This window comes from Mesorhizobium sp. M1342 (assembly GCF_040317955.1).
Classification (GTDB): domain Bacteria; phylum Pseudomonadota; class Alphaproteobacteria; order Rhizobiales; family Rhizobiaceae; genus Mesorhizobium.
This window is the reverse complement of the sequence record NZ_JAMYLI010000020.1, coordinates 96,670-121,271: the sequence shown is the minus strand read 5'-3', so window position 1 is coordinate 121,271 and position 24,602 is coordinate 96,670. Positions and strand designations below refer to the sequence as shown.

General features: G+C 62.1%; 23 protein-coding genes. 9 read left to right on the top strand and 14 right to left on the bottom strand.

From position 1 onward, the window contains the following. Positions 1-23: 23 nt before the first annotated feature. The 5 genes from NKH06_RS21305 to NKH06_RS21285 all read right to left on the bottom strand — a co-directional run bounded on the left by NKH06_RS21305 (position 24) and on the right by NKH06_RS21285 (position 5,111). Complete coding sequence (locus NKH06_RS21305; protein WP_013528099.1) at positions 24-920, bottom strand: UTP--glucose-1-phosphate uridylyltransferase; 897 nt, start codon at positions 918-920, stop codon at positions 24-26. A 74-nt stretch (positions 921-994) separates the two neighbouring features. Then, complete coding sequence (locus NKH06_RS21300) at positions 995-1,963, bottom strand: glycosyltransferase family 2 protein (protein ID WP_352893881.1); 969 nt, start codon at positions 1,961-1,963, stop codon at positions 995-997. After that, entirely contained in the window at positions 1,953-2,903 is a 951-nt protein-coding gene (locus NKH06_RS21295; protein WP_128302868.1) for a glycosyltransferase family 2 protein, read from the bottom strand. Before NKH06_RS21295 ends, NKH06_RS21300 begins: the two co-directional genes overlap by 11 nt. After that, positions 2,903-3,898 (bottom strand): glycosyltransferase family 2 protein, encoded by a 996-nt coding sequence (locus NKH06_RS21290; protein ID WP_128302867.1) that lies wholly within the window; start codon positions 3,896-3,898, stop codon positions 2,903-2,905. The genes NKH06_RS21295 and NKH06_RS21290 overlap by 1 nt, the downstream gene beginning before the upstream one ends. 40 nt (positions 3,899-3,938) lie before the next feature. Next, positions 3,939-5,111, bottom strand: a complete 1,173-nt coding sequence (locus NKH06_RS21285) for a glycosyltransferase (RefSeq protein WP_352893879.1) — start codon at positions 5,109-5,111, stop codon at positions 3,939-3,941. A gap of 184 nt (positions 5,112-5,295) precedes the next feature. On the opposite strand from NKH06_RS21285, the gene NKH06_RS21280 reads away from it, so the two are divergent. Next, positions 5,296-6,792 (top strand): lipopolysaccharide biosynthesis protein, encoded by a 1,497-nt coding sequence (locus NKH06_RS21280; RefSeq protein WP_352893877.1) that lies wholly within the window; start codon positions 5,296-5,298, stop codon positions 6,790-6,792. Positions 6,793-6,844: 52 nt separating this feature from the next. Beyond that, positions 6,845-7,867: a phosphoribosyltransferase gene (locus NKH06_RS21275; RefSeq protein WP_352439754.1), complete on the top strand. Its 1,023-nt coding sequence runs from the start codon at positions 6,845-6,847 to the stop codon at positions 7,865-7,867. Between the two features lie 142 nt (positions 7,868-8,009). On the opposite strand, the gene NKH06_RS21270 is transcribed toward NKH06_RS21275, so the two are convergent. From NKH06_RS21270 to NKH06_RS21235, 8 genes are all read right to left on the bottom strand, one after another. Then, positions 8,010-9,089, bottom strand: a complete 1,080-nt coding sequence (locus tag NKH06_RS21270; RefSeq protein ID WP_023811595.1) for a glycosyltransferase — start codon at positions 9,087-9,089, stop codon at positions 8,010-8,012. Positions 9,090-9,164: 75 nt separating this feature from the next. Beyond that, complete coding sequence (locus tag NKH06_RS21265; protein WP_023811594.1) at positions 9,165-9,614, bottom strand: hypothetical protein; 450 nt, start codon at positions 9,612-9,614, stop codon at positions 9,165-9,167. A 13-nt stretch (positions 9,615-9,627) separates the two neighbouring features. Continuing rightward, a complete protein-coding gene (locus NKH06_RS21260) occupies positions 9,628-11,070 on the bottom strand; it encodes a GMC oxidoreductase (RefSeq protein WP_352439755.1) in 1,443 nt (480 codons plus the stop codon). A 92-nt stretch (positions 11,071-11,162) separates the two neighbouring features. After that, entirely contained in the window at positions 11,163-12,494 is a 1,332-nt protein-coding gene (locus NKH06_RS21255) for a UDP-glucose dehydrogenase family protein (protein WP_352439756.1), read from the bottom strand. 67 nt (positions 12,495-12,561) lie between these two features. Then, a complete protein-coding gene (gene exoK, locus NKH06_RS21250) occupies positions 12,562-13,419 on the bottom strand; it encodes an endo-1,3-1,4-beta-glycanase ExoK (RefSeq protein ID WP_352893874.1) in 858 nt (285 codons plus the stop codon). A gap of 148 nt (positions 13,420-13,567) precedes the next feature. Beyond that, positions 13,568-13,963: a single stranded DNA-binding domain-containing protein gene (locus NKH06_RS21245; protein ID WP_352893872.1), complete on the bottom strand. Its 396-nt coding sequence runs from the start codon at positions 13,961-13,963 to the stop codon at positions 13,568-13,570. A 291-nt stretch (positions 13,964-14,254) separates the two neighbouring features. Then, on the bottom strand, positions 14,255-15,277 hold the full coding sequence (locus NKH06_RS21240) for a glycosyltransferase family 2 protein (protein WP_352893870.1): 1,023 nt from the start codon (positions 15,275-15,277) through the stop codon (positions 14,255-14,257). Positions 15,278-15,372: 95 nt separating this feature from the next. Beyond that, a complete protein-coding gene (locus NKH06_RS21235) occupies positions 15,373-16,503 on the bottom strand; it encodes a nucleotidyltransferase family protein (RefSeq protein WP_352893868.1) in 1,131 nt (376 codons plus the stop codon). Positions 16,504-17,015: 512 nt separating this feature from the next. Here NKH06_RS21235 and NKH06_RS21230 point away from each other — a divergent pair. The 6 genes from NKH06_RS21230 (at position 17,016) to NKH06_RS21205 (ending at position 22,936) form a co-directional block, all read left to right on the top strand. Further along, complete coding sequence (locus tag NKH06_RS21230; RefSeq protein WP_013891488.1) at positions 17,016-17,168, top strand: lasso peptide; 153 nt, start codon at positions 17,016-17,018, stop codon at positions 17,166-17,168. 136 nt (positions 17,169-17,304) lie between these two features. Continuing rightward, entirely contained in the window at positions 17,305-17,619 is a 315-nt protein-coding gene (locus tag NKH06_RS21225; protein ID WP_352893866.1) for a PqqD family protein, read from the top strand. Then, the gene (locus tag NKH06_RS21220; RefSeq protein ID WP_352893864.1) at positions 17,603-18,181 is read left to right on the top strand and encodes a lasso peptide biosynthesis B2 protein; all 579 of its coding nucleotides are present in this window, start codon (positions 17,603-17,605) and stop codon (positions 18,179-18,181) included. Before NKH06_RS21225 ends, NKH06_RS21220 begins: the two co-directional genes overlap by 17 nt. Further along, positions 18,178-20,100, top strand: a complete 1,923-nt coding sequence (locus tag NKH06_RS21215) for a lasso peptide isopeptide bond-forming cyclase (protein WP_352893862.1) — start codon at positions 18,178-18,180, stop codon at positions 20,098-20,100. The genes NKH06_RS21220 and NKH06_RS21215 overlap by 4 nt, the downstream gene beginning before the upstream one ends. Then, entirely contained in the window at positions 20,097-21,083 is a 987-nt protein-coding gene (locus NKH06_RS21210; RefSeq protein WP_352893861.1) for a phosphoenolpyruvate carboxykinase (ATP), read from the top strand. Before NKH06_RS21215 ends, NKH06_RS21210 begins: the two co-directional genes overlap by 4 nt. A gap of 8 nt (positions 21,084-21,091) precedes the next feature. Further along, positions 21,092-22,936: an ABC transporter ATP-binding protein gene (locus NKH06_RS21205; protein WP_352893859.1), complete on the top strand. Its 1,845-nt coding sequence runs from the start codon at positions 21,092-21,094 to the stop codon at positions 22,934-22,936. 97 nt (positions 22,937-23,033) lie between these two features. Here NKH06_RS21205 and NKH06_RS21200 read toward each other — a convergent pair whose 3' ends face one another. Then, positions 23,034-23,309 (bottom strand): exopolysaccharide production repressor protein, encoded by a 276-nt coding sequence (locus NKH06_RS21200; protein WP_023811582.1) that lies wholly within the window; start codon positions 23,307-23,309, stop codon positions 23,034-23,036. A gap of 600 nt (positions 23,310-23,909) precedes the next feature. Between NKH06_RS21200 and NKH06_RS21195 the strand changes: the two genes are divergently transcribed. After that, entirely contained in the window at positions 23,910-24,587 is a 678-nt protein-coding gene (locus NKH06_RS21195) for a sugar transferase (RefSeq protein ID WP_352893858.1), read from the top strand. Positions 24,588-24,602 lie beyond the last annotated feature (15 nt).

Here is a 24,602-nt window from a genome sequence, read left to right as displayed (position 1 = left end):
ACCATGCTCCCGAAAGATGGGCATTATGCGGCTTCTTCCTGGCGTTCATGCGACCGGACGAACTCCTGAAGCATCTCGAAAACCGGACCCTTCATGTCATCGCGCGCCAGCGCGAAGGCGATGTTGGCCTGGATGAACCCTTCCTTGGAACCACAGTCGAACATGCGGCCGAGGAAAGGCTGGGCGAAGAACGGCTGATCCTTCGACAGACGAACCATGGCATCCGTCAACTGGATCTCGTTGCCGGCGCCGCGCTGCTGATTGCCCAGAAGAGCGAAAATCTCGGGCTGCAGGATGTAGCGGCCGTTGATGTAGAAGTTCGACGGCGCATTGGCCGGCGCCGGCTTCTCGACCATGGCCGTCACCTCGAAACCGCCACCGATCTCGGCGCCACGGCCAACGATGCCGTATTTGTTGGTCTCGCTCGGTTCGCAACGCTCGACGGCGATCACGTTGCCGCCCGTGCGCTCATAAAGCTCGACGGTTTCGGCTAGGCATCCGCGCCCGCCGAAGGACACCATGTCCGGCAACAGCAAGGCAAAGGGCTCGTTGCCGATAACCTCGCGCGCGCACCAGACGGCATGGCCGAGGCCTTGCGGCGATTGCTGGCGGATGAAGCTGGTGGCACCGGCCACAGGCAGCATGCTTTCGAGCGCCTCCAGCTGGGTCTTCTTGCCGGTCTGCTCCAGGGTGCCGATCAATTCCGGATGCAGGTCGAAATAGTCCTCGATCACCGCCTTGTTGCGACCGGTCACGAAGACGATGTGCTCGATGCCCGCTTCGAAGGCCTCGTCCACCGCATATTGCACGACAGGCCTGTCGACCACGGGAAGCATTTCCTTCGGCATCGACTTGGTCGCCGGCAGGAACCGTGTTCCAAGCCCCGCCACCGGTATCACGGCCTTCCTGATTTTCTTCATCGCAAATTCCTTCTGAGGAGATCGACTTCAGTCCATTCACAGGCCACGAAAAATCCCTCCATGTGCCTGCATCTTCACCTCCCCGCCCCAACGGCAAATTGTGCCGCCATTCTTCGCAACCGCACGGCGATCGGCATGCCCATATGCCTGACCGCCGCCGGGTCGCTGAGCGCTGTCCGGATCGCCTTGAGCGGGGACCGCGCCTTGATGTGCTGTACCAGTGACAGAAACGATGCCGCCTTGCGCAGGCTGCGGCCGCGCCGGGCGAACGCGGTCTGCGCGGCCTCATCCATCCGATGGGTTTGAGCGAACACGGCATCCGCCCTGCGCATCGCTTCGACGTGGTGAAGCTCGAGCACGCGCGAAATGGAGCCGCTGCGAATATGGTAGACATAGCCGATATCGGGCTCGACGACGCATTTGCCGCCCTTGGCCAGGGCTTCGGCAAACAGGACGTAGTCTTCGCCGATCCTCAGCTTTTCGTCGTAGCGAAGCCGGTTTTCGTTCAGGAACTCGCGCTGGAAGATCGGCTTGAGATAGCCGAGGTTGAACTTGGATTCGAAGACGACGTTGCCGGCGATGTAGGTGGCCAGCGAAATCTCGCGCAAGCCTTCCAGATACTGCCGCGGAAACATCGCGTCCTCGATGACGCCATCTTCGCGAACGACCTGCAGATTGTCGACGGCGATCTGGGCATCCGCGCTTTCGGCACGAGCGATCATGGCCGCGAGCCGGCCGGGAAAGACCGCGTCGTCGGAATCGAGAACCGCGATCCATCTGCCTCGGGCGGCGTCGAGGCCGGCATTCCTGGCGCCGCCGGGGCCGCGGTTGCTGGCCAGGGCGACGACACGGACGATATCCCCTGGATAGGCCCGCGCCACGTCGAGCGTAGCATCGCGCGACTTGTCGTCGACGACGATGATTTCGACGCTGACACCCTTCTGGGCGATGGCGCTGGCAATCGCCCGATCAAGGGTCGCCTCGGCGTTGTAGGCGGCAATGACGAAGGAAACATCGGGGACAGAGCTGACGTCAGACTGCACGCTTGCCTCCCTCCTGTGGCGACGGCTGGCCATAGAGGCGGATTTCGCGGATGCCGACGAGGCCGCTGACGACACCGACATGCATAATGCCGCGCAGCACGCTGCGGTTCCTGCGGACCGGACTGACGACGACCGGAAGTGCCGAGGCGAAGCAATAGATGGCCTTTGCCGAGGCCAGGCCGACCTGCTTGACCAGGCCGATGCCGCTGGCGCTGCTGCCCAGGAGATGGCCATGCGTCTGGCCGACGCGGAAGCGGCGGCGGCCGAGCCAGTCGAATGCCGCCCTGGAGCGCGGCACCACTTCGTCGACCCAGGCCTCGGGCGAGAACGCGATGCGGCCGCCCGCCTTGTGCATCTGATCGAAGAATTCGGTGTCCTCGCCGCCGGTCTGGCCACGCGCCAGGCTGAAGCGGCGGCCGCGCAGGCTATCCGAGCCCATCCGCAGCAGAACATTGCAGGTGTAGCCGGTGCGGATCTCGCCGCGCACCCAGACGGGCAAGGTCGAATGGAAATCGCCGCGCCGCATCCAGTCCGGCGCATCTGGGCGATAGCGCGCCCTGACCGGGCCGAGCACGACGGCGACACCGCTTTGCTGCGCCATCACGACCAGTTCGGCGAGCCATTGATGCGTGGCCGTCTCGTCGTCATCGATGAAGGCGACGAAATCCGCTGTGCTCGCATCGAGGCAGGCATTGCGGGCGATCGAGATGTTGCGCGCCGGGGCATGCCGATAGTGGATCGGCACCGTCAATTCCCGCGACAGCGCCGCCACCAGGTCACGGGCCGTCGGGGTGTCGTCATTGTCGGCGACGATAATGCGGATATCGAATCCCGCCGGCATCTCCATGGCGTCGAGCGAGCGCAGCGTGTCAGCCAGCTCCGGCCGGCGGAACGTGCAGACGCCGATGTCGATGCTGCGGTTCTTTGTCGACACTGCCATCAGGCCACTCCGCGTCGCGAGCCGAGGCCGAGAAGCTGCAGCCAGAAGCCAACCGACCAGCCAAGATGCATGACCATGGCCGAGACACCGGCCAGCGCAACGTCAGCCTTGCGCTGGCGGATAGCCGTCACCAGTCCGTAGCCCAGGCACACCGACGCCCACAGCAGCAGCGGCACCGCCGCCAGCCAGTGCACGCAGGAGAAGGCCGCCAGCAGCACCACCGGGAACACCAGCAGCGGCACCATCTGCCTTACCTTCGGGATGACGCGATGCTTCAGCACATTCTTGGCACGCCCGCGACCGTAGCCGAGATACTGGAAATAGAGGCCTGAGAGCGAGGCGCGCGGATAGTAGACCATCTGCGTCTTGCCGCTCATCCAGATCTTGTAGCCGGCCTTGCGCAGGCGGTAATCGAGCTCGGCGTCCTCGTTATGGCTGAACGCTTCGTCGTAGCCGCCGACGGCGCCGAACGCCGATATCCGCATCAGTGCATGATGGCCGTGATCGATCCACTGTCCCTGCGAAAGATGCCGATGCTTCGAGCCGCCGGTGCCGAGCTTGGAGTTCTGCGCCGCGGCGGCCGCCTTCTGCACGGCACCGCTGCCGCTGGTCAGCATCGAAACGACGACCGAATCCGCTGATGTAGCCAGGGCTTCCTCGACCAGCCGGTCGCAATAATCGTCGGGATAACCGCCATGCGCATCGATGCGGATGAGATAGTCGGCACCATCGCCGAAGGTACCGACGGCGAGATTGATCGCCGCGCTCTGGATGCGCCGCTTGTTGTGGAGCAGGATGACCCGCGGGTCCTTGGCAATCACGTCCTCGACGATGGAAAGCGTGCCGTCGGTGCTGCCGCCGTCGGCGACGATGATCCGGGCGCCAAGCCGGGCGGCCGCGGGCCGCAATTGATCGAGCAGCGCACCGATATGGGCGGCTTCGTTCAGGCACGGGATAACGATCAGGCTGGATGAGGGTTTTTCCGTCGGCGTCATCAACCTCTGTCCATCTTGCCTCTGTCCATCCTTGGCCATCCTATGCCAATGCCTCGGCGGCAAAGGAGCCGGGCACGGCCGTCAGGCTGCGCAGCCGCTCGACAAGCGCCCGGCAATCGCAGCGATCGTAGCTCCAGGTCCTCGGATTGCGCGCCAGAACACGCCCTTTCAGCCTGGCGAAGCGATGCTCTTCCATCTTGCCGAGCACGGCTTCGAGCGCTTCGGGCGACGCCTGCGGCAACAGCACGCCGATATCCTGCTGTTTAAGGAACCGCCCGGTCTCGGTGTTGCCCATCGAGATCGGCACCGCTCCGAAACGGCAGCCTTCGTAGAGCCGGTTGGGCAGAAGCCATTCGGAGTTCTGCCCCGCTTCGAAGAAATCGATCGCCCAGGAAAAATGGACATCGTTGTAGATCGCCGCCATGTCTTCCGGATTGCGGTAGGGCCCGAGAAACGACAGCCACGGCTCGGCTTCGACAAAGCCGTGAAAGTCAGGGAATTCCGACAAAGCCGGACGTCCGCGCAGCACGATTTCAAAGCGGCCCTCCATGCGGCGGGAGAAATCGGCCAGCAGCTCGAGCGAGCGGCGGCAGCGCAGCGCACCGAACCAGCCGATCCGCCATGGCGGACCGGCCGGGCTCTCTTCAGCCTCCGGAGCGCCGGGCAAGATCGTCGCGGCCTCGAAATATTTGTTTTCGACCAGCTCGATGGGTGCCGCGACCTGGCCGAACGGCTTGAAATAATTGGCGATAAAGGCAGGAGAACTGGTCACCAGCAGCTTCACATCCCTGGCCAGAAAGCGTTCGGTGGCGCGCAGCGCCTTGCCCAGGACATCGTTGCGCAGCACAAGCCGATGAATGTCGAGGCACTCGTATACGATCGGGACCGATGCACCGAAGGCTGACCTGGCGCGGCGGGCAAGCGCCAGCATTTCCAGGTTGCGCGCGATGATGAGATCCGGTTTTGGCATGCCGCCAAGCTTCGAGCCTATCGAAACGGCTGCTTTGGCGACGGCCGCGAGGCGTTGGCCGAATCGCCCGTCACGCGTCGCGCCGAGGTCGATCGGCCGCAGTCCCTCGATATCCGCAATCGGATTCGCGGTGCGACGGAAGCCGGCCAAAGTGACCTGGGCCCCACCTGCCCTGAGCATCGTGATCCGCCGGCGCACCGCCGGGTCGGAAACGTCGTGCACAAGGTACAAGACATGCAGCATAAAAACTCGACCGCTGTTGGCCCACCCGAGGGAATGCTAGTACAGCTCTTGCTGCATCGCAACATTTTTGCTGCACGCATCGACGTTTTCTGTTGCACTGCAAAATTATTGCCGTAGTTTGTGGTCGGCGGCGGTCGTGGATTTCGGGCTCGGAAATCCACGTAAAAAATCAGGAATCCTGAATTTGGAAGCCAATGCATTCGATCCGCCAGAAGGCTCCTTGCGCAAGTCGGTTGGGCGCGGCGCGGTTGTCACGGCCATGGCGCAATCGGTGCGGGTCGCGACACAGATCCTGTCCGTCATCGTGCTGTCGCGGTTATTGTCGACACAGGATTTCGGTGTCGTGGCGATGTGCGCGCCGGTGCTTGCCTTTATCGCCCTGTTCCAGGATTTCGGCCTGACCCAGGCGACGATCCAGAAATCAGGCATCCGGCATGAGGAGGTGAACTACCTCTTCTGGATCAATGTCGCCGTCAGCGCTATCCTGGCTTGCGTGCTTGCGGGTGCGGCGCCGCTGGTTGCTGCCTTCTACGGCGAGCCGCGCGTGACGGGCCTGGTGGCTGCGTTCGGGCTGCAGATCATGGCCTATGGGCTGGGCGCCCAGCATCTGGCGCTCTTGACACGCCGCATGCAGTTCGGCCGGCTGGCCGTCATCGACGTCGCCAGCGCCATTGCCGGGCTTGCGGTGTCGATCGCCTGGACCTTTATCGATCGCTCCTATTGGGCCCTGTTTGCCGGTACGCTGACCGGTGCCGTGTTGCCGACGCTCTGCTATTGGGCGAGCTCGCGCTGGCGTCCGGGCCTGCCGCGCAAGGTCGCCGGCATCGGCGAGCTGATCAATTTCGGCGCCGGCATCACCGGCTTCAACTTCGCCAATTTCTTTGCCCGCAACCTCGACAATGTGCTGATCGGCAAATATTGGGGCGAGGCGCAACTCGGCCTCTATGACCGCGCCTACAAGCTGCTTCTGTTTCCGCTGAGCCAGATTACCAACCCCTTGTCGAAGGTGATGGTTCCGGCGCTTTCCAGGCTTAAGGACGAGCCGGATCGCTACCGCAGCGCCTATCTGCGCGTCATGCCGCTGATCCTTCTGGTGGCGCTTCCCGGCGTCGCCTTCGCCACCGCGATGTCGGATGTGCTGATCCCCTTCGTGCTCGGCGAGCAATGGCGCGCAAGCGCCTCGATTTTCCTGGCGCTCGGCTTTGCCGGGCTGCTGCAGCCGCTCAACAATCCGGCCGGGTGGCTTTTCGTCAGCCAGGGCCGCTCCGGCGATTTCATGCGCTGGGGCATCATAACGGCCGTGACGTCGGTGCTGGCTTTCATGCTCGGCCTGCCCTATGGCGCGCTGGGCGTGGCGATCGCCTATGCGATCAGCGAATATCTGCGGACGCCGTTCCTGTGGCTTTATGTCGGCAGGAGCGGGCCGCTGCAGGCGCACCATGTGCTTCGCGCGGCAACGCCGTTCGTGCTTGGCGCCCATCTGGCGCTGGCCGTGATCTGGTTCATCAAGCCCCTGCTGCCCCAGCAGCATGTCGTCGCCCTGGCCAGCGGCGCCGTGCTCTCCTACCTCATCACCATCGTCATCGCACTGGCATTCGCCTCCGGCCGCGAAGCCTTGCGCGAGGCCCTCAAGATGCTGCCGGCAAGGCTGCCTGCGGCGGCGGCGCGCGAAGCGCAATAATTTGGGCGTCTTCGACTGCTACGGACATCTCCTCCAGGACCAGGTCTGAACCATGCACTACCGATCGATCTCCGATATGAACGACGCCATCGTCAGGGGCCTGCACCGGCTGCCGCGCGATATCGACCTCGTGGTCGGTGTGCCGAGAAGCGGCGTTTTGGCAGCGACGCTGGTCAGCCTTGCCGCGAACATCCCGATGACCGATCTCGACAGCTTCCTGGAAGGGCGGATCTATACGTCTGGCGTCACCAAGCGCCGTGCCGCTCTCGACCGCAAGGTTTCCGAGATGCGCAAGGTGCTGGTGATCGACGACAGCGTCGCCGGCGGCAACGCCATGCGCGACGCACGCGCCCGCATCCAGGCTTCGGGCATCGAGGCGGAGTTCACCTTTGCCGCCGTGTTCGGCCTTGAGCCCCAGCACCAGGAAACCGACCTCGTCTTCGAAGTCGTGCCGCATCCGCGCATGTTCCAGTGGAACTTCATGCATCATAAATTCCTGGCGCAATGCTGCGTCGATATTGACGGCGTGCTGTGCCTCGATCCGACAGAGGCGGAAAACGACGACGGCCCGGCCTATGAGAAATTCCTCAGCGAAGCGCGGCCGCTCCATGTCGCGACCCACAGGATCGGCTGGCTGGTCACCAGCCGGCTGGAGAAATACCGCGCGCTCACCGAGGCATGGCTCGCCAAGCATGAGATCAAATACGACCAGTTGATCATGCTCGATCTGCCGAGCAAGGCGGAACGGCAACGGCTCGGCGCGCATGGCAGTTTCAAGGCCGACTTCTACCGCAAGTCCGATGCCATCCTGTTCATCGAGAGCGAGCACGAACAGGCGCTGAGGATCACCGAACTGTCAGGCAAGCCGGTGCTGTGCGTCGAAACGCATATGGTCAGCTTTCCCAACACGCTGTCGCTGCCGGCACTTGGTCAGGCGGCCAGGAACCTGCCGGCAAGGCTGCGGCAGATCAAGTCGCAAGAGGGCCGCAAGAGCGCTGCCAAGACCATTGCCCGCGCCCTGCTTGGCGCCCGCGGCTACGAGACGCTGAAAAGCCGGGTCAAACGCCCGGCCTGACCTGCTCAGGCGGCGCCGTTAGGGCAATTCCAGGAAAAGTGTGAACGGTTTTCCCGGGAAAAGCGCATAGCGCTTTCCCTTGGGAATTGATCAAAACAAAGAGTTAGAGGAGTTCGCCGTTTCCGTGACACGGCGAACTCCTCTAGGCCGCCTGTCGCGCGCGTTGCTGCATCGCCCTGTCCAGTATCGAGAAGAAGGTGATGAACTGGCGATCGGGATCGAGTTCCGGGCGCCCGGCGAAGCTGCGGGCGAGGCTTGAAAGCCGGTCATATTCCTGGTTGTCGTTCCACAGCCGCCTGACGGCCGCGACCCAATCGGCCAGCGGAGCATCGTAATCCAGCACCACGCCACCGGAGCCGACAGCCTCGGGCAGACCGCCGCGCCGCGAGCCGACAACCGGGATTCCGCTGCAATGGGCCTCCGAAGCGACGCGGCCCCACGCCTCTTCCCACTTGCTGGGAGCAAGCAGGATCTTCGTGCGGCCATAGACCGTCTTCATGTCGCTGGTGCGGCTCTCCAGGACGACATTGCCCAAGGGAGCGATCGTCTGTTCGATCCGCGCCCGGTGATCGTCGTCGAGCTTCCAGCTTTCGACGAACAGGAAGGGGATTTCGCGGCAGGCGCCGGCGATCCGCACCGCGAGTTCAAACCCCTTTTCCTCATAAGGGTTGATCAGCGTGACGAACTGGCCCGTCGTTGGCGTCGAGTAGTGCGCCGGGTTGATGGTGGGCGGGATTACCACCGCCTCGATGCCGAACTCCTGTCTGTAGGTACGTGCGGTGAAGTCCGAATTGGCGATGTAAAGCGCTGAATGCAATTCGCGCAGATCGCCGCCCAATTCATGGAACTCGACATTGCGGAGATAAACGACCAGAGGCACGCCCTCCGCCTGCAGCGCCTTGCCGATCGGAACCGATTTGTGACACTGGACCACGGCGACATCGGGTTTCAGCCTGTCGACGGCATAGCCCGCCGCTTCCCAGGGAAACCAGGCCCGCACCACCGGATAGCCGGGATAGCTGTCGACAACCGCCGGCTGCCGCAACAGCTTCATCTTGGCGCGCGCCTTGAAGCCGAAGACACCGTCACCGAACAGGGCGGCGAGCACAGCGGCTTCATGACCGTGCTCGATCAGCTGTTCGGCCAGATGATGCGTGCTCGACTGAACGCCGCCACTGAACTCGGGCGGGTAGCCGTTGCCGCCTGCAAAGAGAACTTTCATGATCGGGCTCCTTGTCGCATCTCGTATTCCTTGCTCGGAGACAACAGGCAAAGTCCGCCGCCTCTCTTTTCGACGTCAGGCAAGTTTCGGCGGCTCCAGATTGGCGAAGGGATTGGTACAGGATTGCCAGCCGGTAAATCGGATCGGGTCGTTGGGCGAACTGCGCCAGGCGTAGTCCGTCAGCATATGGAATTCGGCGACGACCCAGCGGTCGAAATGCAGCAGATCTTCCCGCTTCCGCTGGGGCAGCAAGCGGCGCGCGGCCCCCAGTTTGAGCTCCTCCACCAAGGTGACGGCGTCACTCAGTTTTTCGCTCGGAAAGTTCCATGGATTCCTGTCGCGGAACGCCAGCACGAACTGCTGCAGATGCTCTATGCGGATGTTCAACTTGCCAAGGTATTTTTCCAGCGTGACGCGCACCAGATCCTCGTCCGAGAACGAGGAAACGGCGGCGTAGGCGACCCCTGTCGAAACCACTCCGCCAGCCATGACGGCCAGGGCCGAGCGTCTGGAAATCTCGATCATGCGATACCTCCTTTCACGCGATCCGGCTCGCCGCCCGCAAGGACAGCGCTGCCGCGGTCAGGCTCGGGTTGGCGCAGGAGCAGCTCGGATAGGTGCTGGTGCCGACGACGACCAGATTTCTGAGCTGGTGGTGGATCATGCCGCTGTCGATGACCGAATCGGCTGGGCCCGTACCCATCCTCAGCGTGCCCTGGACGTGCGATTCGGTCGGCCGGATGCCGCGATCGAAGAGCTTTTCGACCGGCAGCGGCGCCAGAAGGCCAGGCAATTTCTCCAGAGCGCGCGCCATGCCCTTCACCGCATAGTCCGATGGCGCCTTGAAGCTGACGAAGGCATTCTCATCCTCGTCCAGCGTGACGAAGTTCTCGGGATCGAGCAAGTCCTCGGTGACCACGACAAGCGGCAGCGCCTGGCGTAGCCGCCCTTTTTCGGCACGCAGTCCGTGCTGCCAGCGGTTCTCGAAATAGACCAGTGCCGCCGCATGCTCCGATCGGTGAGGACCATCATAGAGGCCGAAATTCAGGCCTGTTGTGATGGTGCTGCCGTCGAAATTGTCGACGCCGTCGAGATAGACCTCGAAATTCCAGCCGTAGGATTCGTGCAGGCCGCTGCCGACAAATTCGCCGCCCAGGCCGGATCGCAGCATGATCGCCGCGCTCTGGATGGCATTGGCGCCGAGAATGAAGAGATCGCCGCTGACCTGGTATTCCTTGCCGTCATGGCTGAACGTGACCGAACGGACAGCGCCGCCGACGTGATCGAGCCGGCGCACTTCCGCACCGAGGCAGACCGAAACGTCGGGATGCTCGAAGACGTGCATCAAGCCGTTGTTGACGGTGAATTTGGCGTCGACCGGACACAGCCAGCAACGCAGATTGGCACAGCACGAGGTGCGTTGCGATGTCGGCAGCCGCGCCCGCGCGGTTGGCATGACGAAGTGCTGGCCGGGCTGCGCCGCCTTCATCATCCTGTCCGGTGTCGACATGCGATGCGGCGGTTGCGGAAACGGCTTCGAGCGGGGCAGCATCGCCGCCATGTCGGGATCGCCGGAGATCGACATGATGTCTTCCGCGTCGCAATAGAACGGCTCGACGTCGTCATAGCTGATCGGCCAGTCATTGCCGATGCCGTAGGTGCTTTTCAGCCGGAAATCATTGGGATGAAATCTTGGCGTCTGCGCGAACCAGCAGTTCGTCCCGCCACCCAGTCCGATCGTGTAGTTCCACGGCTTGTTGGAATTGGTCTTGTAGGTCGTCTCGTCTTCGATGTCGGTGTTGACGTTCTGCTCGAGCTGCCATTCATGGGTGTTGTGGCGTCCCCACTCCAGCACCAGAATGCGCGCCTTTCGGCGCTTGGCGAACTCATGCAGGAAGAAGGCCGAACCGAAGCCGGAGCCGATCGCAACGAGATCGAAATGGTCCTTGGTGATTTGCCCCGGCTTTACGTCCAGCACCATCGGCTACAACTCCACACAGAAATACGCGCTCAGTCCCAGCGCCCGCAGGCCATGTGCGGACCGGTCTTGCATCCGTCTGCCAGGACCTGGTCTCATGCCGCCATTCTGCCGATCGAGTGATATTCGATGCCGTGGCGGGCGATGACCTTGGGGTCATAGAGGTTGCGGCCGTCGAAGATGACCGGCGTAATCAGCGCATCCTTTACCGCATCGAAGGAGGGCGCACGGAAGCTCTTCCATTCCGTGGCGATCAGCAGCGCATCGGCGCCGCGCAGCGCCGCCTCCTTGGTGCCGCACAGAAGCAGGTCGTCGCGCAGCCCGTAGATGGACTGGCATTCCTGCATCGCCTCGGGATCATAGGCCTGCACATTGGCGCCGGCCTTCCAGAGCGCTTCCATCAGGACGCGCGCCGGCGCCTCACGCATGTCGTCGGTGTTGGGCTTGAAGGCCAGGCCCCAGAGCGCAAAGGTCTTGCCTTTGAGGTTGCCCTTGAAATAGCGGTCCACCTTGTCGAAGAGAACCGATTTCTGTGCGTTGTTGCGCTCCTCGACGGCGCGCAGCAGCTTGGCGTCGAACTTGACGCCTTCGGCGGTCTTGATCAGCGCCCGCACGTCCTTGGGGAAGCACGAGCCGCCATAACCCAGACCCGGATAGATGAAATGGTAGCCGATGCGGGGATCGCTGCCGATGCCCTTGCGGACCTCCTCGATGTCGGCGCCGAGCTGTTCGGCCAAATTGGCCATCTCGTTCATGAAGCTGATCTTGGTCGCCAGCATGCAGTTGGCGGCATATTTGGTGAATTCGGCGCTGCGCACGTCCATCACGATCATCTTCTCGTGGTTGCGGTTGAACGGCGCGTAGAGTTCGCGCATCACAGCCTCGGTGTCCTCGCTGTCGGTGCCGACGATGATGCGGTCCGGCTTCATGCAGTCGGCGACCGCGGACCCCTCCTTGAGGAACTCGGGATTCGAAGCGACATCGAAAGCCAGGTCCTCGCGGCCTCTTTTCTTCAACGTGTCGGCGATCCTGGCCTTCACCTTTTCGCAGGTGCCGACCGGCACCGTAGACTTGCCGACGACGATCTTGGGTTTGTCCATTTCGCGGCCGATGGTCTCGGCGACGGCCAGCACATATTTGAGGTCGGCCGAGCCGTCCTCGCCCGGCGGCGTGCCGACCGCGATCATCTGGATCTCGCCATGCCTGACAGCGGCAGCGGCATCGGTGGTGAACTTGATGCGGCCGGCGGCATGGTTTTCCTTAACGAGGTTTTCCAAACCGGGTTCGAAAATGGGAACCAGGCCCTGGTTGAGCCGCTCGACCTTGGCGGCGTCGATGTCGACGCACACCACCTGGTGCCCGACTTCGGCAAGGACCGCAGCCTGCACGAGGCCGACATAGCCAATTCCAAACACCGTCAAATTCATTCGGTTTCATTCCCATGCAAGGCAGCGGACCGTTTTCGGTCCCGCCGGTTCAAATCGACTTTCCCAACTACTTTACACTGCATGCCAGCGATTCCGGAAATTGACAGGGTTCGCCGAGCGCCGTGAAGGCAACCCGCTCGATCTGCAGGGAAAGCTTGCGGCCCGGATCCGCGAACGCTCCCATCCAACCCTTCATCGTATCGCTGCCCCAAAAACTGAAGAATATCTTCTGTGCATGGCTGGGCAGCTTCGCCGGGTCGGTAATCGTGTTTACCAGCTGGCCGTTGACGTACCATCGCAAGCTGTCCTTCTGCCAGACGAAGGCGTAGTCGTTGAAGGCGTTCTCCGTGCCGCCCGGCACGTCGACCAGCTTCTCGTTCTTGCCCTTGCCCGCGATATAGGCATTGACCTGCACCTTGGAGGTGTCCTTGGTCAGGACCTCGAAGTCGATCTCGTCCCAGGGCTGCTTGTCGCTGGGACCGATATAGGTGAAGAACGCCGCGTTGAGGCCGGAGCCGGTATCGGTCTTCAGCCGTGCCTCATAGGTGCCGTAGCCGAAGCGCTGCTTGGTCTGGATCTCGCCGCAGACGTACTCGCGATCCTTCAGCGTCTGCTTTTCGAAGCCGAGCGACAGCACATTATTCGACAGTTCGACCATGCCTTTCGACCAGGTGCAATTCTGATGGCTGCCGTTGTTCCAGCCGTCGGAAACATACCAGCGCGCACGATCGAAGCTTTTGAAATCATCGACGAAGGACGGCGATGTCGGAATGTCCTGGGCGTAGGAAGGGGTTGCCAGGAAACCAGCGAGAGCAGCCAGCAGCAACGCACCGAGCGACCCCAGCCGCCGCCGGGCGGCTTGCCCGGCCCTATATGGGAGAGACGGTGCGTCAATTGCTGTCGTAGCTTTCGGATTCGAATTCATACCAAACTCACCTTTGCGCTGTGTGTCCCCAACCCAAAGTCGACGTTCGAACCGCTCCTGAACGGGCCAACCTTGACCTCCCTTGTGACCCTCTCGATTGCTTCCCGCCCTGCATCAAATCTGTTGCAACAGTTCCGAGCCTTCACGTTCAACCTGTGCCTGCGCCTGCCGGCCAGGCGAATTCCGCCGCGGCGGCCGAATCGTCATTCTCGTCGAAGACCATATCCAGCGAATGACGGAGCTCTTTCATCATGCCGTCCTGGCGCGACAGCGCCGCGATGCGGCGCTCGCAATTCAGGATCGACTGTGTCAATGCGCTGACTTCCGAAGACCGCTTGTCGGAAGCTGAGCCGTTTTCCATGGCTTCGACCAGGAAGGCGGCGTTGGTCGACGTTGTCCGGTAGCGATTCTCAAGCCCGGTTCTCTCGGCCTCGATCTCGGCCGCAATCTGCTCGAACAGCTTTGCCAGACGATCAAGACGTGAAACATCGGCCTGCCGGTCGCGGGCCGGATCCCTTGATCTGAAACCGAATATCGAGGCCATGGACTCCGATTCCTGTCATCGCCGGCTTGTGGGCCGGGCTTCTGGCCGATCCCCGCAGCCGGGGCTCAAAAATTCGTGTTGCGTTGTCCTGCTCCTTTTGAGGGAGAGACATCAGACCAATCCGATCGGGGGCCAGTTCGGCTGGTCGTCCACTATGCTGCACCGCAACATAGACTGCCATCGTCGGAGCCGCGAGGCAACCACCCAATTCGTAAACTCATAAATCCGGCCGAAATGGTTTCCGTGATGACGTGCCGCGAGCGGACAAATCGCAAGCACCGGGGTCCGCTCTCAGCGTTCCTTGCCCATGTTGGTTCCGGCCATCAGAAAACGCCGCGGCGGGACATGTTTTTGGCTGGACATAAGGCCGACGCGACGAAACAGCGCCTCGAGCTTGTCGGAAGCCACGCCCTGGACGATGGGGACGAGGTTGGACAGGCTGGCGAAAGCGTAAGCCGCAGCCGATGCCAGCCCCCGCTCAGCCTTGACGTCAAGGAAATTGCGCAGCCGATATTTGTCGCGCACGTGCCGTTCATGCCGCCTTAGCACCGCCTTCGAGCCTTCTGGCAGACTGTCTATCGCCAGCAGCGCCAGATCCGCATCGGCCAAACGCTTCAGGTCCTGGGTCTTGTGGCGGCCGCTCAGAGAATCGGCGCGGACGACGGCGCCGTAGCCGCAGGAGCGAATGACCTTGAACCGTGCCCCGCATGCGACCGCGCGGGCGTAGAGTTCATAGTCCTCGCCCAGCCGCAGGCTCTCGTCGTAGCTCAACCCGTGGCGGTCGAGGAAGGCACGGCTGATCACCGGCTTCAAAAAGCCCAGTTCGCCCCTCTGCACGCGGCGCCTGGAGATGTTGCCTTCGACGAAGCGCTCGAAATCGAGGAATTCCGGATCGGCGGCAAATTGCGGCGCGACGATTTTCGTCGCGTCGCCCGTCGCATCATCCCTGATCAGCATGATGTTGTCGGCTGCGAAATCCCAATCGGCGCCGGCAAACAGGTTGCGAAACCGGCCTTCGAGGAAGAAATCGTCGGCATCAAGAATGCTGATGAACGGCGATTTCGAGCCGGCGATGGCTGCGTTGCGGGCAAAGGAGGGGCCGCGATTGACATCGAGGCGCATCACGGAGAGCCGCCCGCTGCCATCATCGGCGGATCGTGCGACATCGGCGGTGTGGTCGGTGGAGGCATCATCGACAACGACGACCTCCGCCACTTCCGGTTCGCGCAACGCGGATGCGATGGCGACGGCGATTGTCGCTGCGGCGTTTTTTGCCGCGATGATCACGCAGACCTCGGATTTCGTCATCGACATGGATTTGCCTCTCGTACAGGTAATATCGATTTGCCCTCGCCCCGTACTCCTTCGATGCCCTACAGAATTGCCATCAGCACCCAATTTGCCTTCATTCAGCGACTCCCCGGCCGCTCGAAGATACGGCGGCTGATATCGGCGGACGCCGCCCAGCCAGCTTCGGCCAGATAGCGGACCGGCGCGCGGCCGCACAGTTCCCACAGCACCGTTCGCCGCTGTGGCCACCGCAGCGACGGCAGCCACGGCGCGATGACCATGCTGAGCAGATCCTCATTGCCGATGCGCGACAGGATCCTGGTCGCGCGCTGCGACAGCAGCGTGCCAGCACCGCCGAGTAGCACATCGGCGGCGCGCAGGCCAAGTAGCAGCGTGTCGTCCAAACCTTGCACGGTTGCGGCATCGAGCAAACGCAGCTGATCCGCCTCGTCGAGTCGGCCGGCGCTGGCGCTGATATCACAGACGTAGCCCGCGCAAGGTTCCCGGTTGAAAAGTGCCTTGGCAACGCTGATGCAGGACAAAAGCAAAGTATCGGCAACCGAGGTGAACGGCACCGTCGCACCGGCGATTTCGACCTGTCGTTTGCGCCGCAGGAACCCGTCCGCGTCGCGCGGGCTTGGCGAGCCGGGCTGCTGGAGGCGGTAGTGGAGATCTACCGTGGACGACCTCGGCCCGTCGTCCCGGGTCATGTGCTGTTCGCCGAGGAAGCGGACCCACCAGACGGAGTTCGACTTGCCTGATACCTCATAACCGATCTTGCGAAGGGCATCACGCGCCCTGACAAATCCGAGCGGCGAAACCAGAATGTCGACATCGCCGGACGGCTTCATGAAGTGGTCGTCGTAGAGAAGCTGCTGCTGGAACGGACCCTTCAGAAAAACAAAATCGATCTCGCTGGCGCGCAGCACATCATGGACCGCCATGGAATCCATGATGCAGGACGCGTTCATCGAAACCGTTCTCCTGCGGTAGGTGTCGAGCCATCGGAAAAGCTCAGGCGGCCTCTCAAGCGCGGGTGCGCGCGAAAGGGCCTTGAGGACAAAGGTGGCGACCTTGTTCAGCCTGGCGATGTCGGCAATTTTGGCACCGTCCAGATCACGCATCGAAATGTCGCCCGCGCCGGCGTGCGGCCCGGCAAAATAGAATCGCAGGCAGGCCTGCACGTAGGCCACCTCGTCGGCACAGCCGGCGGCGCGCAATCGTTCGTATGAGCCGTCAGGCAATGCCATTTAGCGCACAATCTCCAAAGAAAGCGGTTTGCGCGAACACTTATGCTGCATGTGCGAAGCAAACATCACCAAAAACCTCGGTGCCGTAAAGCCTTTCCTTTTGCAGTGCGAATTTTTGCAACCGAGCGCCTATCGAGATCGCGTCGGAAAGAAGTGAGAACCGCGGCTGAAATATCCTTGTCAGGTCTTTTGCCGATCCCCGGCCGAATTTTCCAAACAGAAAATTCTTTCCATTAGCGACGCCTAAAAATAGGCACAAAGCAAACGACTTATGCAAGCAAAATCACATGCTTAAAGAATCAGCGCGGGCGCTGCCATCGTGCCCAAGGAATCGGCTAAAAAGTGACAAGTTTTAGGCATGGTCGCTCATGTCCTGACGCCAGCAACGTAATTGATTAACGAAAGGTAAAACAGTCTTGACTCATAAATGCTGCCGTGCAGCTATTGCATTGCAGCATAAAAGTGCTGACGGCACTCGACAGGCCGTTTCCAGTCCTAAATCGGAGAGTAAAATGGAACAGAATGTTGAAAAGCATGAATACGAGACACCAAGCCTGACGGTTCATGGTTCGATTGAGACCATCACCCAGGGTGGCGGCGGTAACACGGCGATCGACGCATCGTTCCCCGCGCACACGCCGATCGGCGACCTGACGTTCTCCTGAGACTTATAGCCGTTCCAGAGTGACATTTTGGGACTCTGGATTCAAAAGCAGACGTAAGAGGGGTCGGGGGGCCAGCCTCCCGACTTCTCCTGCGCCACTTGGAGATGTCGAAGCGTTTTGTCAGTGAGGTGCGGGGATGAACTGGAAGCAATCCGACCATGATCTGGCCGACCACGATAGCGTGAGTGCGACCAAGGATGCCGTGGCTTGCGAGTTCGGCGATGGCTTGGCGCTGCTCAATCTCAAATCCAATGTCTACTACAGCCTGAATGGCGTCGGCGCCTTCATCTGGGATTTGATCCAGGAGCCCCGGTCGATCGGCGACATCCGCAGCGCCGTGCTTGCGCGCTATAATGTCGACCCGGTGCGCTGCCAGGCCGATGTCGACGCATTGCTGAAGGGCCTGACTGATAATGGGCTTGCGAGACGGCATCATGGGGCACTTGTCTAAGCCGACCCAGCACAAGGCGCTGGTTTCGCGGACCCTGGTTTCGCGGACCCTGGTTTCGCGGGCCCTGGTTTCGCGGGCCACGGCTTTACGGCAGGAACCCGCGAGGGAAACAGGCCTCAAGCAGTCGAAGCGCGGCGGAAGCCGGCACGGGCTGGTCAGGGTTTTCTCCCTGAGCGGCTCGGAAATGATCTTCCTTGGCCATTGCCTGCTGGTGGTGGCGACAGTTCGGCTGGGGCTGACCCTGCTGTCCTACAATCGTGTACGCAGCCTGGTGACGCGGCTCGACGCGCGGCAGTGCGCCTCGATGGGCGAACTGCGGCGTGTCGCCTGGGGTGTTGCCGCCGCGGCCCGTTTCGTCCCTTACGCTACTTGCCTGACCCAGGCGCTCTCCGGCCAGTATATTCTCGCCCGCCAAGGCAATGAATCGACGATACGCATCGGCATCGAACGTGGTACGGGCGAGCAGTTGAAAGCACATGCCTGGCTGGTCAGCGACAACCATATCGTGCTTGGCGGATCGATCGATGGCTTCGCCCATCTCGTCGACCACGGCAGCCGATGAGCGGCGTCGCCGGAATCCTGCTGCGCGGAGCACACGCACCAGCGGTCGCGGCGGCAGACATTCAGCAAATGCTGGCGCGCATGCGCCATCGCGGTCCCGACGGCGGTTCATGGTGGCTGGACACCAGCATCGCCCTTGGCCACGCCTGGCTCAACACATCGGATGAGGTCGGTCCAGGCCCTTTGACGATGGCTGGCGGCCGGCTCGCCATCACCGCCGATTGCCGGCTGGACAACCGTGACGAGTTGCTGGCCAGGCTCGGTATCCGCGACCAGTCGGTGGCCGACGCGATCGTGCTGATGCGGGCCTATCTGCGCTGGGGCGAAGCCTGTCCGGAGCATCTGCAAGGCGATTTCGCGTTCGCCATCTGGGATGACGAGCGGCAATCGCTGTTTTGCGCGCGCGATCATTTTGGCGTCAAGCCGTTCTACTACCACGCGGCGGACCGGCGTTTTGCCTTTGCGTCGGAGATCGGGCCGATCCTGGGCGTCGAGGGTATCCGCGCACGTGTCAGCGAGCGCCAGATCTCCGGCTTCCTGGCCGGGCTTCCCGACGACCCGCAGTCGACCCCCTACAGCGATATATTCAGCCTGCCGGCCCGCCACAGCCTGACCGTCACCGCGCAACAGGTGATGTTGCGTCGATACTGGCAGATCGAGCCGTCGGCGCGGCCCTTGCGGTCGGATGCATCGGAGGAATTCGCCCATCTGTTCTCGCAATCGGTGCGCAACCGCATGCGAGGGACCTCGGCAGTCGGCGCAATGCTGAGCGGCGGCCTCGATTCCTCATCTATCGCCTGTGTCGCCGGCCTGCAGAATGCCGCTGCGCGCAGGCCGAAGCTGCCGACCTTCTCGCTGATTTTCGAGAGGGGCTCGCCGATGGACGAGCGGCCCTTCATCGATGCCGTTCTCGACCAGCAGAAGGTCGACGCGACGCTGATCCCGGTCGGCAACTATGCCCCATTCGCCGAATTCGAACGCGTGCTGGAAGAACAGGAAGGAACGTTCCTGGCGCCGGGCCTGACGCTCACCCGCGGTATCTACCGGACTGCCGGCGCCAAGGGCATCAAGGTGCTGCTGGACGGCCATGGCGGCGACGAGGTCGTCTCCCAAGGCCATGGTCACCTGCACGAGCTTGCGAATGGCGGCCGATGGATGGATCTGTGGCGCGAGGTCCGCAGCGCCTCCAATACCTATGGCGACAGCACGCTTGGCCTTTATCTCCAGTTCCTGACCCTCTACGGGCCGGCCTGGCGCATCGCCAAGCTGAGGCATCTGGCCAACCGTGCCCTGAACAGGATCCGCAAGCCCGCGCACGTGCAGCGCGCACGAAGCTGGCGCGACCTGATCAATCCGGACCTTGCCAAGCGCACCGAGCTTGTCGACCGGTTTCACCGGGCCGGCTATATGCCGCCCGGCGTTCAGGCCAGCGACGCCTTGAGCCATCGCTGGATCCTGTCGAACGGCTATGTCCCGCATGCTTTCGAGGTTCTCGACAAGGCCGCCGCCAATTTCGGCGTCGAGCCGCGATACCCATTCTGGGATAAGCCGCTGGTCGAGTTCTGCCTGGCATTGCCGGGCGAGGAGAAGCTGAGCCACGGCTTTGGTCGCTATGTGCTGCGTCGCGCCATGCAAGGCGTATTGCCGGAGGCGGTGCAGTGGCGGCGCGACAAGATCGACTTCACCGCCAATCTCGTCAACGGCATGCTGCGCAACCATCGCGACCTCCTGGAACAGCTGCTGGTCTCGGATGCGAACCGCATCGCGCCTTATGTCAATCTGCCGCAAGTGAGTGCTGCCTATGCGCGACTGCTGCGCCAGCCCGATCAGGCAGCCCCCCTGGATGTCCAGTATGTCTGGCGCTCGGCCTCGCTGTCGCTCTGGCTGCGGCAACTCCAGCACGGCGGGAGCCCCACGTGATGCCGCGCAACGAGCAGCTCGCTCTATACAATGATGATGCCTTTTCACATGGCCGGGCCATGCGAGAACGCCGCTTCTACCGCGCCTATGGTCTGACCATCGCGTCGGAGGTGATGTTGCCCGAACTGCAGCCGGCGCCGCCGGGGGCGGCGGATCTCGTGATCGCTGTCGGCGCGATCGACCTGCCAAAGCCGGCGCCCGAAGCAGCGACCGATTTTCGTTTCGAGCCGGACCGGCAATATCTGGCTTGGCATGCCGTGGGCGCGTTCCTGATCACCGATTTCAGCCGTATCGACATCGAACCGGCGCCCGGCGTCGACGATGCGCTGCTCGCGTTTCCGCTGCTCGGTCCGGTCATGGCGCTGCTCTTGCACCGGCGCGGCCTGCTTGTCCTGCATGCCAGTGCCATCGCCGCCGCCGGCAAGAGCGCCATCTTCATGGGTGACAAGGGAGCCGGCAAGTCGACGACGGCAAGCGCGATGATCCGGGCCGGGCATCGACTGCTTACCGATGACGTGGTGGCGCTGGACCTTGCCAATCCGAGTGAGCCAATGACCGTTCCGGGCTTTCCGCAGATCAAGCTGGCGGCCGACGCCGCTGCGGCGATCTCGCTCGGGGGAGCGGAAGTGCGGCCGCAAGTGCATCCGGCGATCGACAAAATGCAGCATCGCCTGAACGGTGACTTTTCGGGCGACAAGGTGCCGGCGACCAGGATCTATATCCTCGAGCGCGGCGAAAGGGCTGACATCACGCCCTTGCCCGCCATTACCGCCCTGCCGGCCATCATCAAATTCTCCTATGTGACGCGCTTCGGCCGTGCGGCGCTGCCCGACGACTTCGCGGCGGCGCATCTTCAGCAATGTTCATGGATTGCTAACCATATCGGCGTGTACCGGCTGAAAGTCCCGACGGGCCTGGACAGGATCGGCGAAGCCGTGGAGCTGATCGAAAAGGATCTGTCGGCCGGCAGCCGGCGGTCGTGAGCGCAACCATGTCGAAGCCCCCAATCCTTCGCCTGTCGCTGTTTCGAGAAATTGCCGCATTCGGCGCCGCCATTGCCCGGATCGGCGGCCGGCGAACATGGACGGCGCTCTTCTTCCTCATCCTCGGCAGCCTGACCGAGGGCATCTCCATCCTGCTGCTCATCCCGCTGCTGCATCTGGTCGGACGCGCCGACCAGGATTTCGCTGTTCGGCTGCCCAACAATGATTTCGTGCGCTGGCTGGTGCCTGACGGCACGCTGCAGCTGACGACCGTGCTTTGCGCGCTGGTCGGACTTGTTGCAGCGCAGGCGGCGTTCAATCGCTTCAAATCGGTCTACATGGCCAAATTGCTGTTCGATTTCGTCAACCGCGTTCGCATGAACCTGTTCGAAAGCATCGGCAAGGCGCGCTGGGGCGTTTTTACCCGCATGCGCAGTTCCGATCTCGATCATGCCCTGACCGGCGACATCGACCGCGTCCAGGGCGCGGCGTTCTCACTGCTGATGCTGGTGCAGATCGCCGTTCTTCTGGCCGGCTATCTCCTGGTTTCCGTGTTCATCTCGCCGGTCATGACGCTGTTTGCCGTCGTCATCGGCATGCTGATGTTCGTGGCGCTGCGGCCCTTCCGGGCACGGGCCACGGCCTTCGGCCGTGTACTGACCGCCAATCGCCAGGATCAGTACCGGACGGTCTCGGAATTTCTCGGCGGTATCAAGGTGGCCAAGAGCCTGAATGTCGAGGACAGCTATTTCGCGCAGCTTCGGTCGACGCTTGAGAGGATGAAGGCCGACAACATCGACTATGTGCGCAACAGCACCATCGGCACCGCGGTATTCCAGGTTGCGAGCGTGGTGGGCCTGAGCCTGTTCATCTATGTGGCTTTGGTCCGCTTCAACCTGTCGCTGGCCGAGATCGTCGTCCTGCTCCTGGTCTTCATGCGCATCGCGCCGCGCTTCATGGACATGCAGACGCAAGCCCAGCAAGTGCTGATCAACCTGCCCGCCTTTACGGCAATGCGCAGCCTGCAGGCACGTTTCGACGCCGAACGCGAACCAGGCCATACCGAGTTCGCCGACGCCGGGACACTCTCCCTCAATACGGGATTGAATATTCGCGGTGTCTCCTTCGCCTACGGAGATGCTGGCGCCAAGATGGTGGTGAGCGGCATCACCTTCGGCCTGCCGGCCGGCAAGGTCACCGCCCTGATCGGCCCGTCCGGATCGGGCAAGAGCACGATCGCCGATATGCTGCTTGGCCTGCTGGAGCCTACCACCGGCATGATACTTGTCGACGGCGTCGAGATCGATGCCAGCAATCGCCGTCGCTGGCGCGACCAGGTGGCCTATGTGCCGCAGGACGTGTTCCTCCTGCACGACACGATCGCGGCGAACCTGCGCCTTGCCGCGCCACGGGCCAGCGATGGCGACCTGTGGGCCGCGCTGCATCAGGCCCACGCCGGCGAGTTTGTCGAACGGCTCGACCTCAGGCTCGAGACGGTGGTCGGCGATCGCGGCGTGCGGCTCTCGGGCGGCGAACGCCAGCGCATCGCGCTCGCACGCGCGCTGCTGCGCAAGCCGTCGCTGCTCATCCTGGACGAGGCGACCAGCGCGCTCGACTGGCAGAACCAGTCGCTGATCGCCAGGTCGATCGACGGATTGCGCGGCACGATGACGATCCTGACCATCGCGCACCGGCCGTCGATGATCGCCTTCGCCGACTGGGTGGTGGCGATGGAAAACGGCCGTATCGTCGAGGTCGGCCAATATCAGCGGCTGAAGGAAAAAACCGGCAGCCGGTTGTCGAGGATGCTGTCGGGGGAACAGTCAGAGAGCGAACCCGCCGATGTCGCGTGAGCCGGCGACCAAGACGCGCCGAAACGGATTCACGCGGCGCCTAGTCTCTTGTTTCGAAGCATGCCTCCAAACCGGGGGCAGGTTTGAGCAATCTGCATCAATGCAGGCCGCGCCTGGCACCGCCCAGCTTCTCGCTTTCGGCGACCTCTGGTGCGTTCAGTTTGCGCTCGGCGTCACGGGCTATGTCGGCAGGCGTCGGCGCGCTCCTGGCGATCATGGTGTAGATGAGCACGAAATAGCCGGCCTGAATGATCACGGCGCAGATGATGACGCGCACCAATATCGTGCCTATCGACGCACCGCCCAGCCAGGACCAGCCGACGACGATCGCCAGAGCGAAAATCATCCCGAGGATGAATTTTGGAAGTGCCATGCCCAACAGCCCATAAACCGGCTCGGGTATTATCACGATTGCCCCACCCGAGCGCCGTCCCTTGTCACGTGGGCTTGTTAAGGTCGCCCACTCTCGACCGGTTGCTTCCGGCCTTTTCCACCTGTCGTCACCGTGACAGGTATAATTTGCAATTCTATTAAGGCGAGCAATAGGCGGCAAGGGCAACTTCGGATATTTTTGATCGAGCTTTTGCGATCGACTCTGCCATGCTGCAATGCACGCAACGGGAGCTAAGCCGATCTCCTCTCCTCGGCATTTTCAGTAAGATAGACAATATTAAGTAGTATTTTATACGGTTTTCACCATGCATCAGGGCAGGATAAAGCACTAGTTTGCAGCTTGCCTTGGCAGATAGGTAGGTCTGCCTAAAAACGGCCCCACAAAGGCCTCTATTTTTTCGGCCTTGCCCATTTATTGTCACAAATGTGCTAAATACGCCGAAATTTGTGCATAACAAGCTTATTATTTAGTCAATTCATGACGTGACTATTTCAATGGGGTGGTAAATTGTGTGTTGCGCTGCAACATTTTTTTGGTATCGTGCGCTGAACCATTCGTTCAACGCATGGAGTTTACGGCATGAGGGACGTTGCCAAGTCGGCCACGGCGAGCTTTTCGCAGGCTGACATCGATTTTCCGCCACCGATCGGCGGCTTGCTCAAACGCAGCTTCGATATCGCCGGTTCACTGATTGGATTGATCGCACTCAGCCCGCTGTTTGTCATGATAGCGCTGCTGGTCAAGTTTTCCGACGGCGGCTCGATTTTCTACGGTCACAGGCGAATTGGACGCGGCGGGCGGATTTTTCCTTGCCTGAAGTTCCGCACCATGGTTCCGGACGGCGACAGGGCGTTGGCAACCTATCTCGCCACCAACCCGGACGCCAACGCGGAATGGATCGCCACCCGCAAGCTGAAGAACGATCCGCGCGTTACCCGTGTCGGAGCAGTGCTGAGGAAACTCAGCCTCGACGAGCTGCCGCAGATCATCAACATCCTGCAGGGCGACATGAGCCTTGTCGGCCCTCGTCCGGTCGTGCGCGACGAGCTGGAGATCTATGGCACGTCCGCCGTCTATTACCTGAAATCCCGCCCGGGCCTGACTGGCCTGTGGCAAGTCAGCGGCCGCAACGATGTGTCCTATGACAGCCGCGTCGCCTTCGATCGCCACTATGTCGAGAACTGGTCGCTGTTCGAGGACGTTCGCATCATCATCAAGACCGTCCCGGCCGTCTGGATGTCGCGCGGTTCTTACTGACCGGCCGGTGGCCAA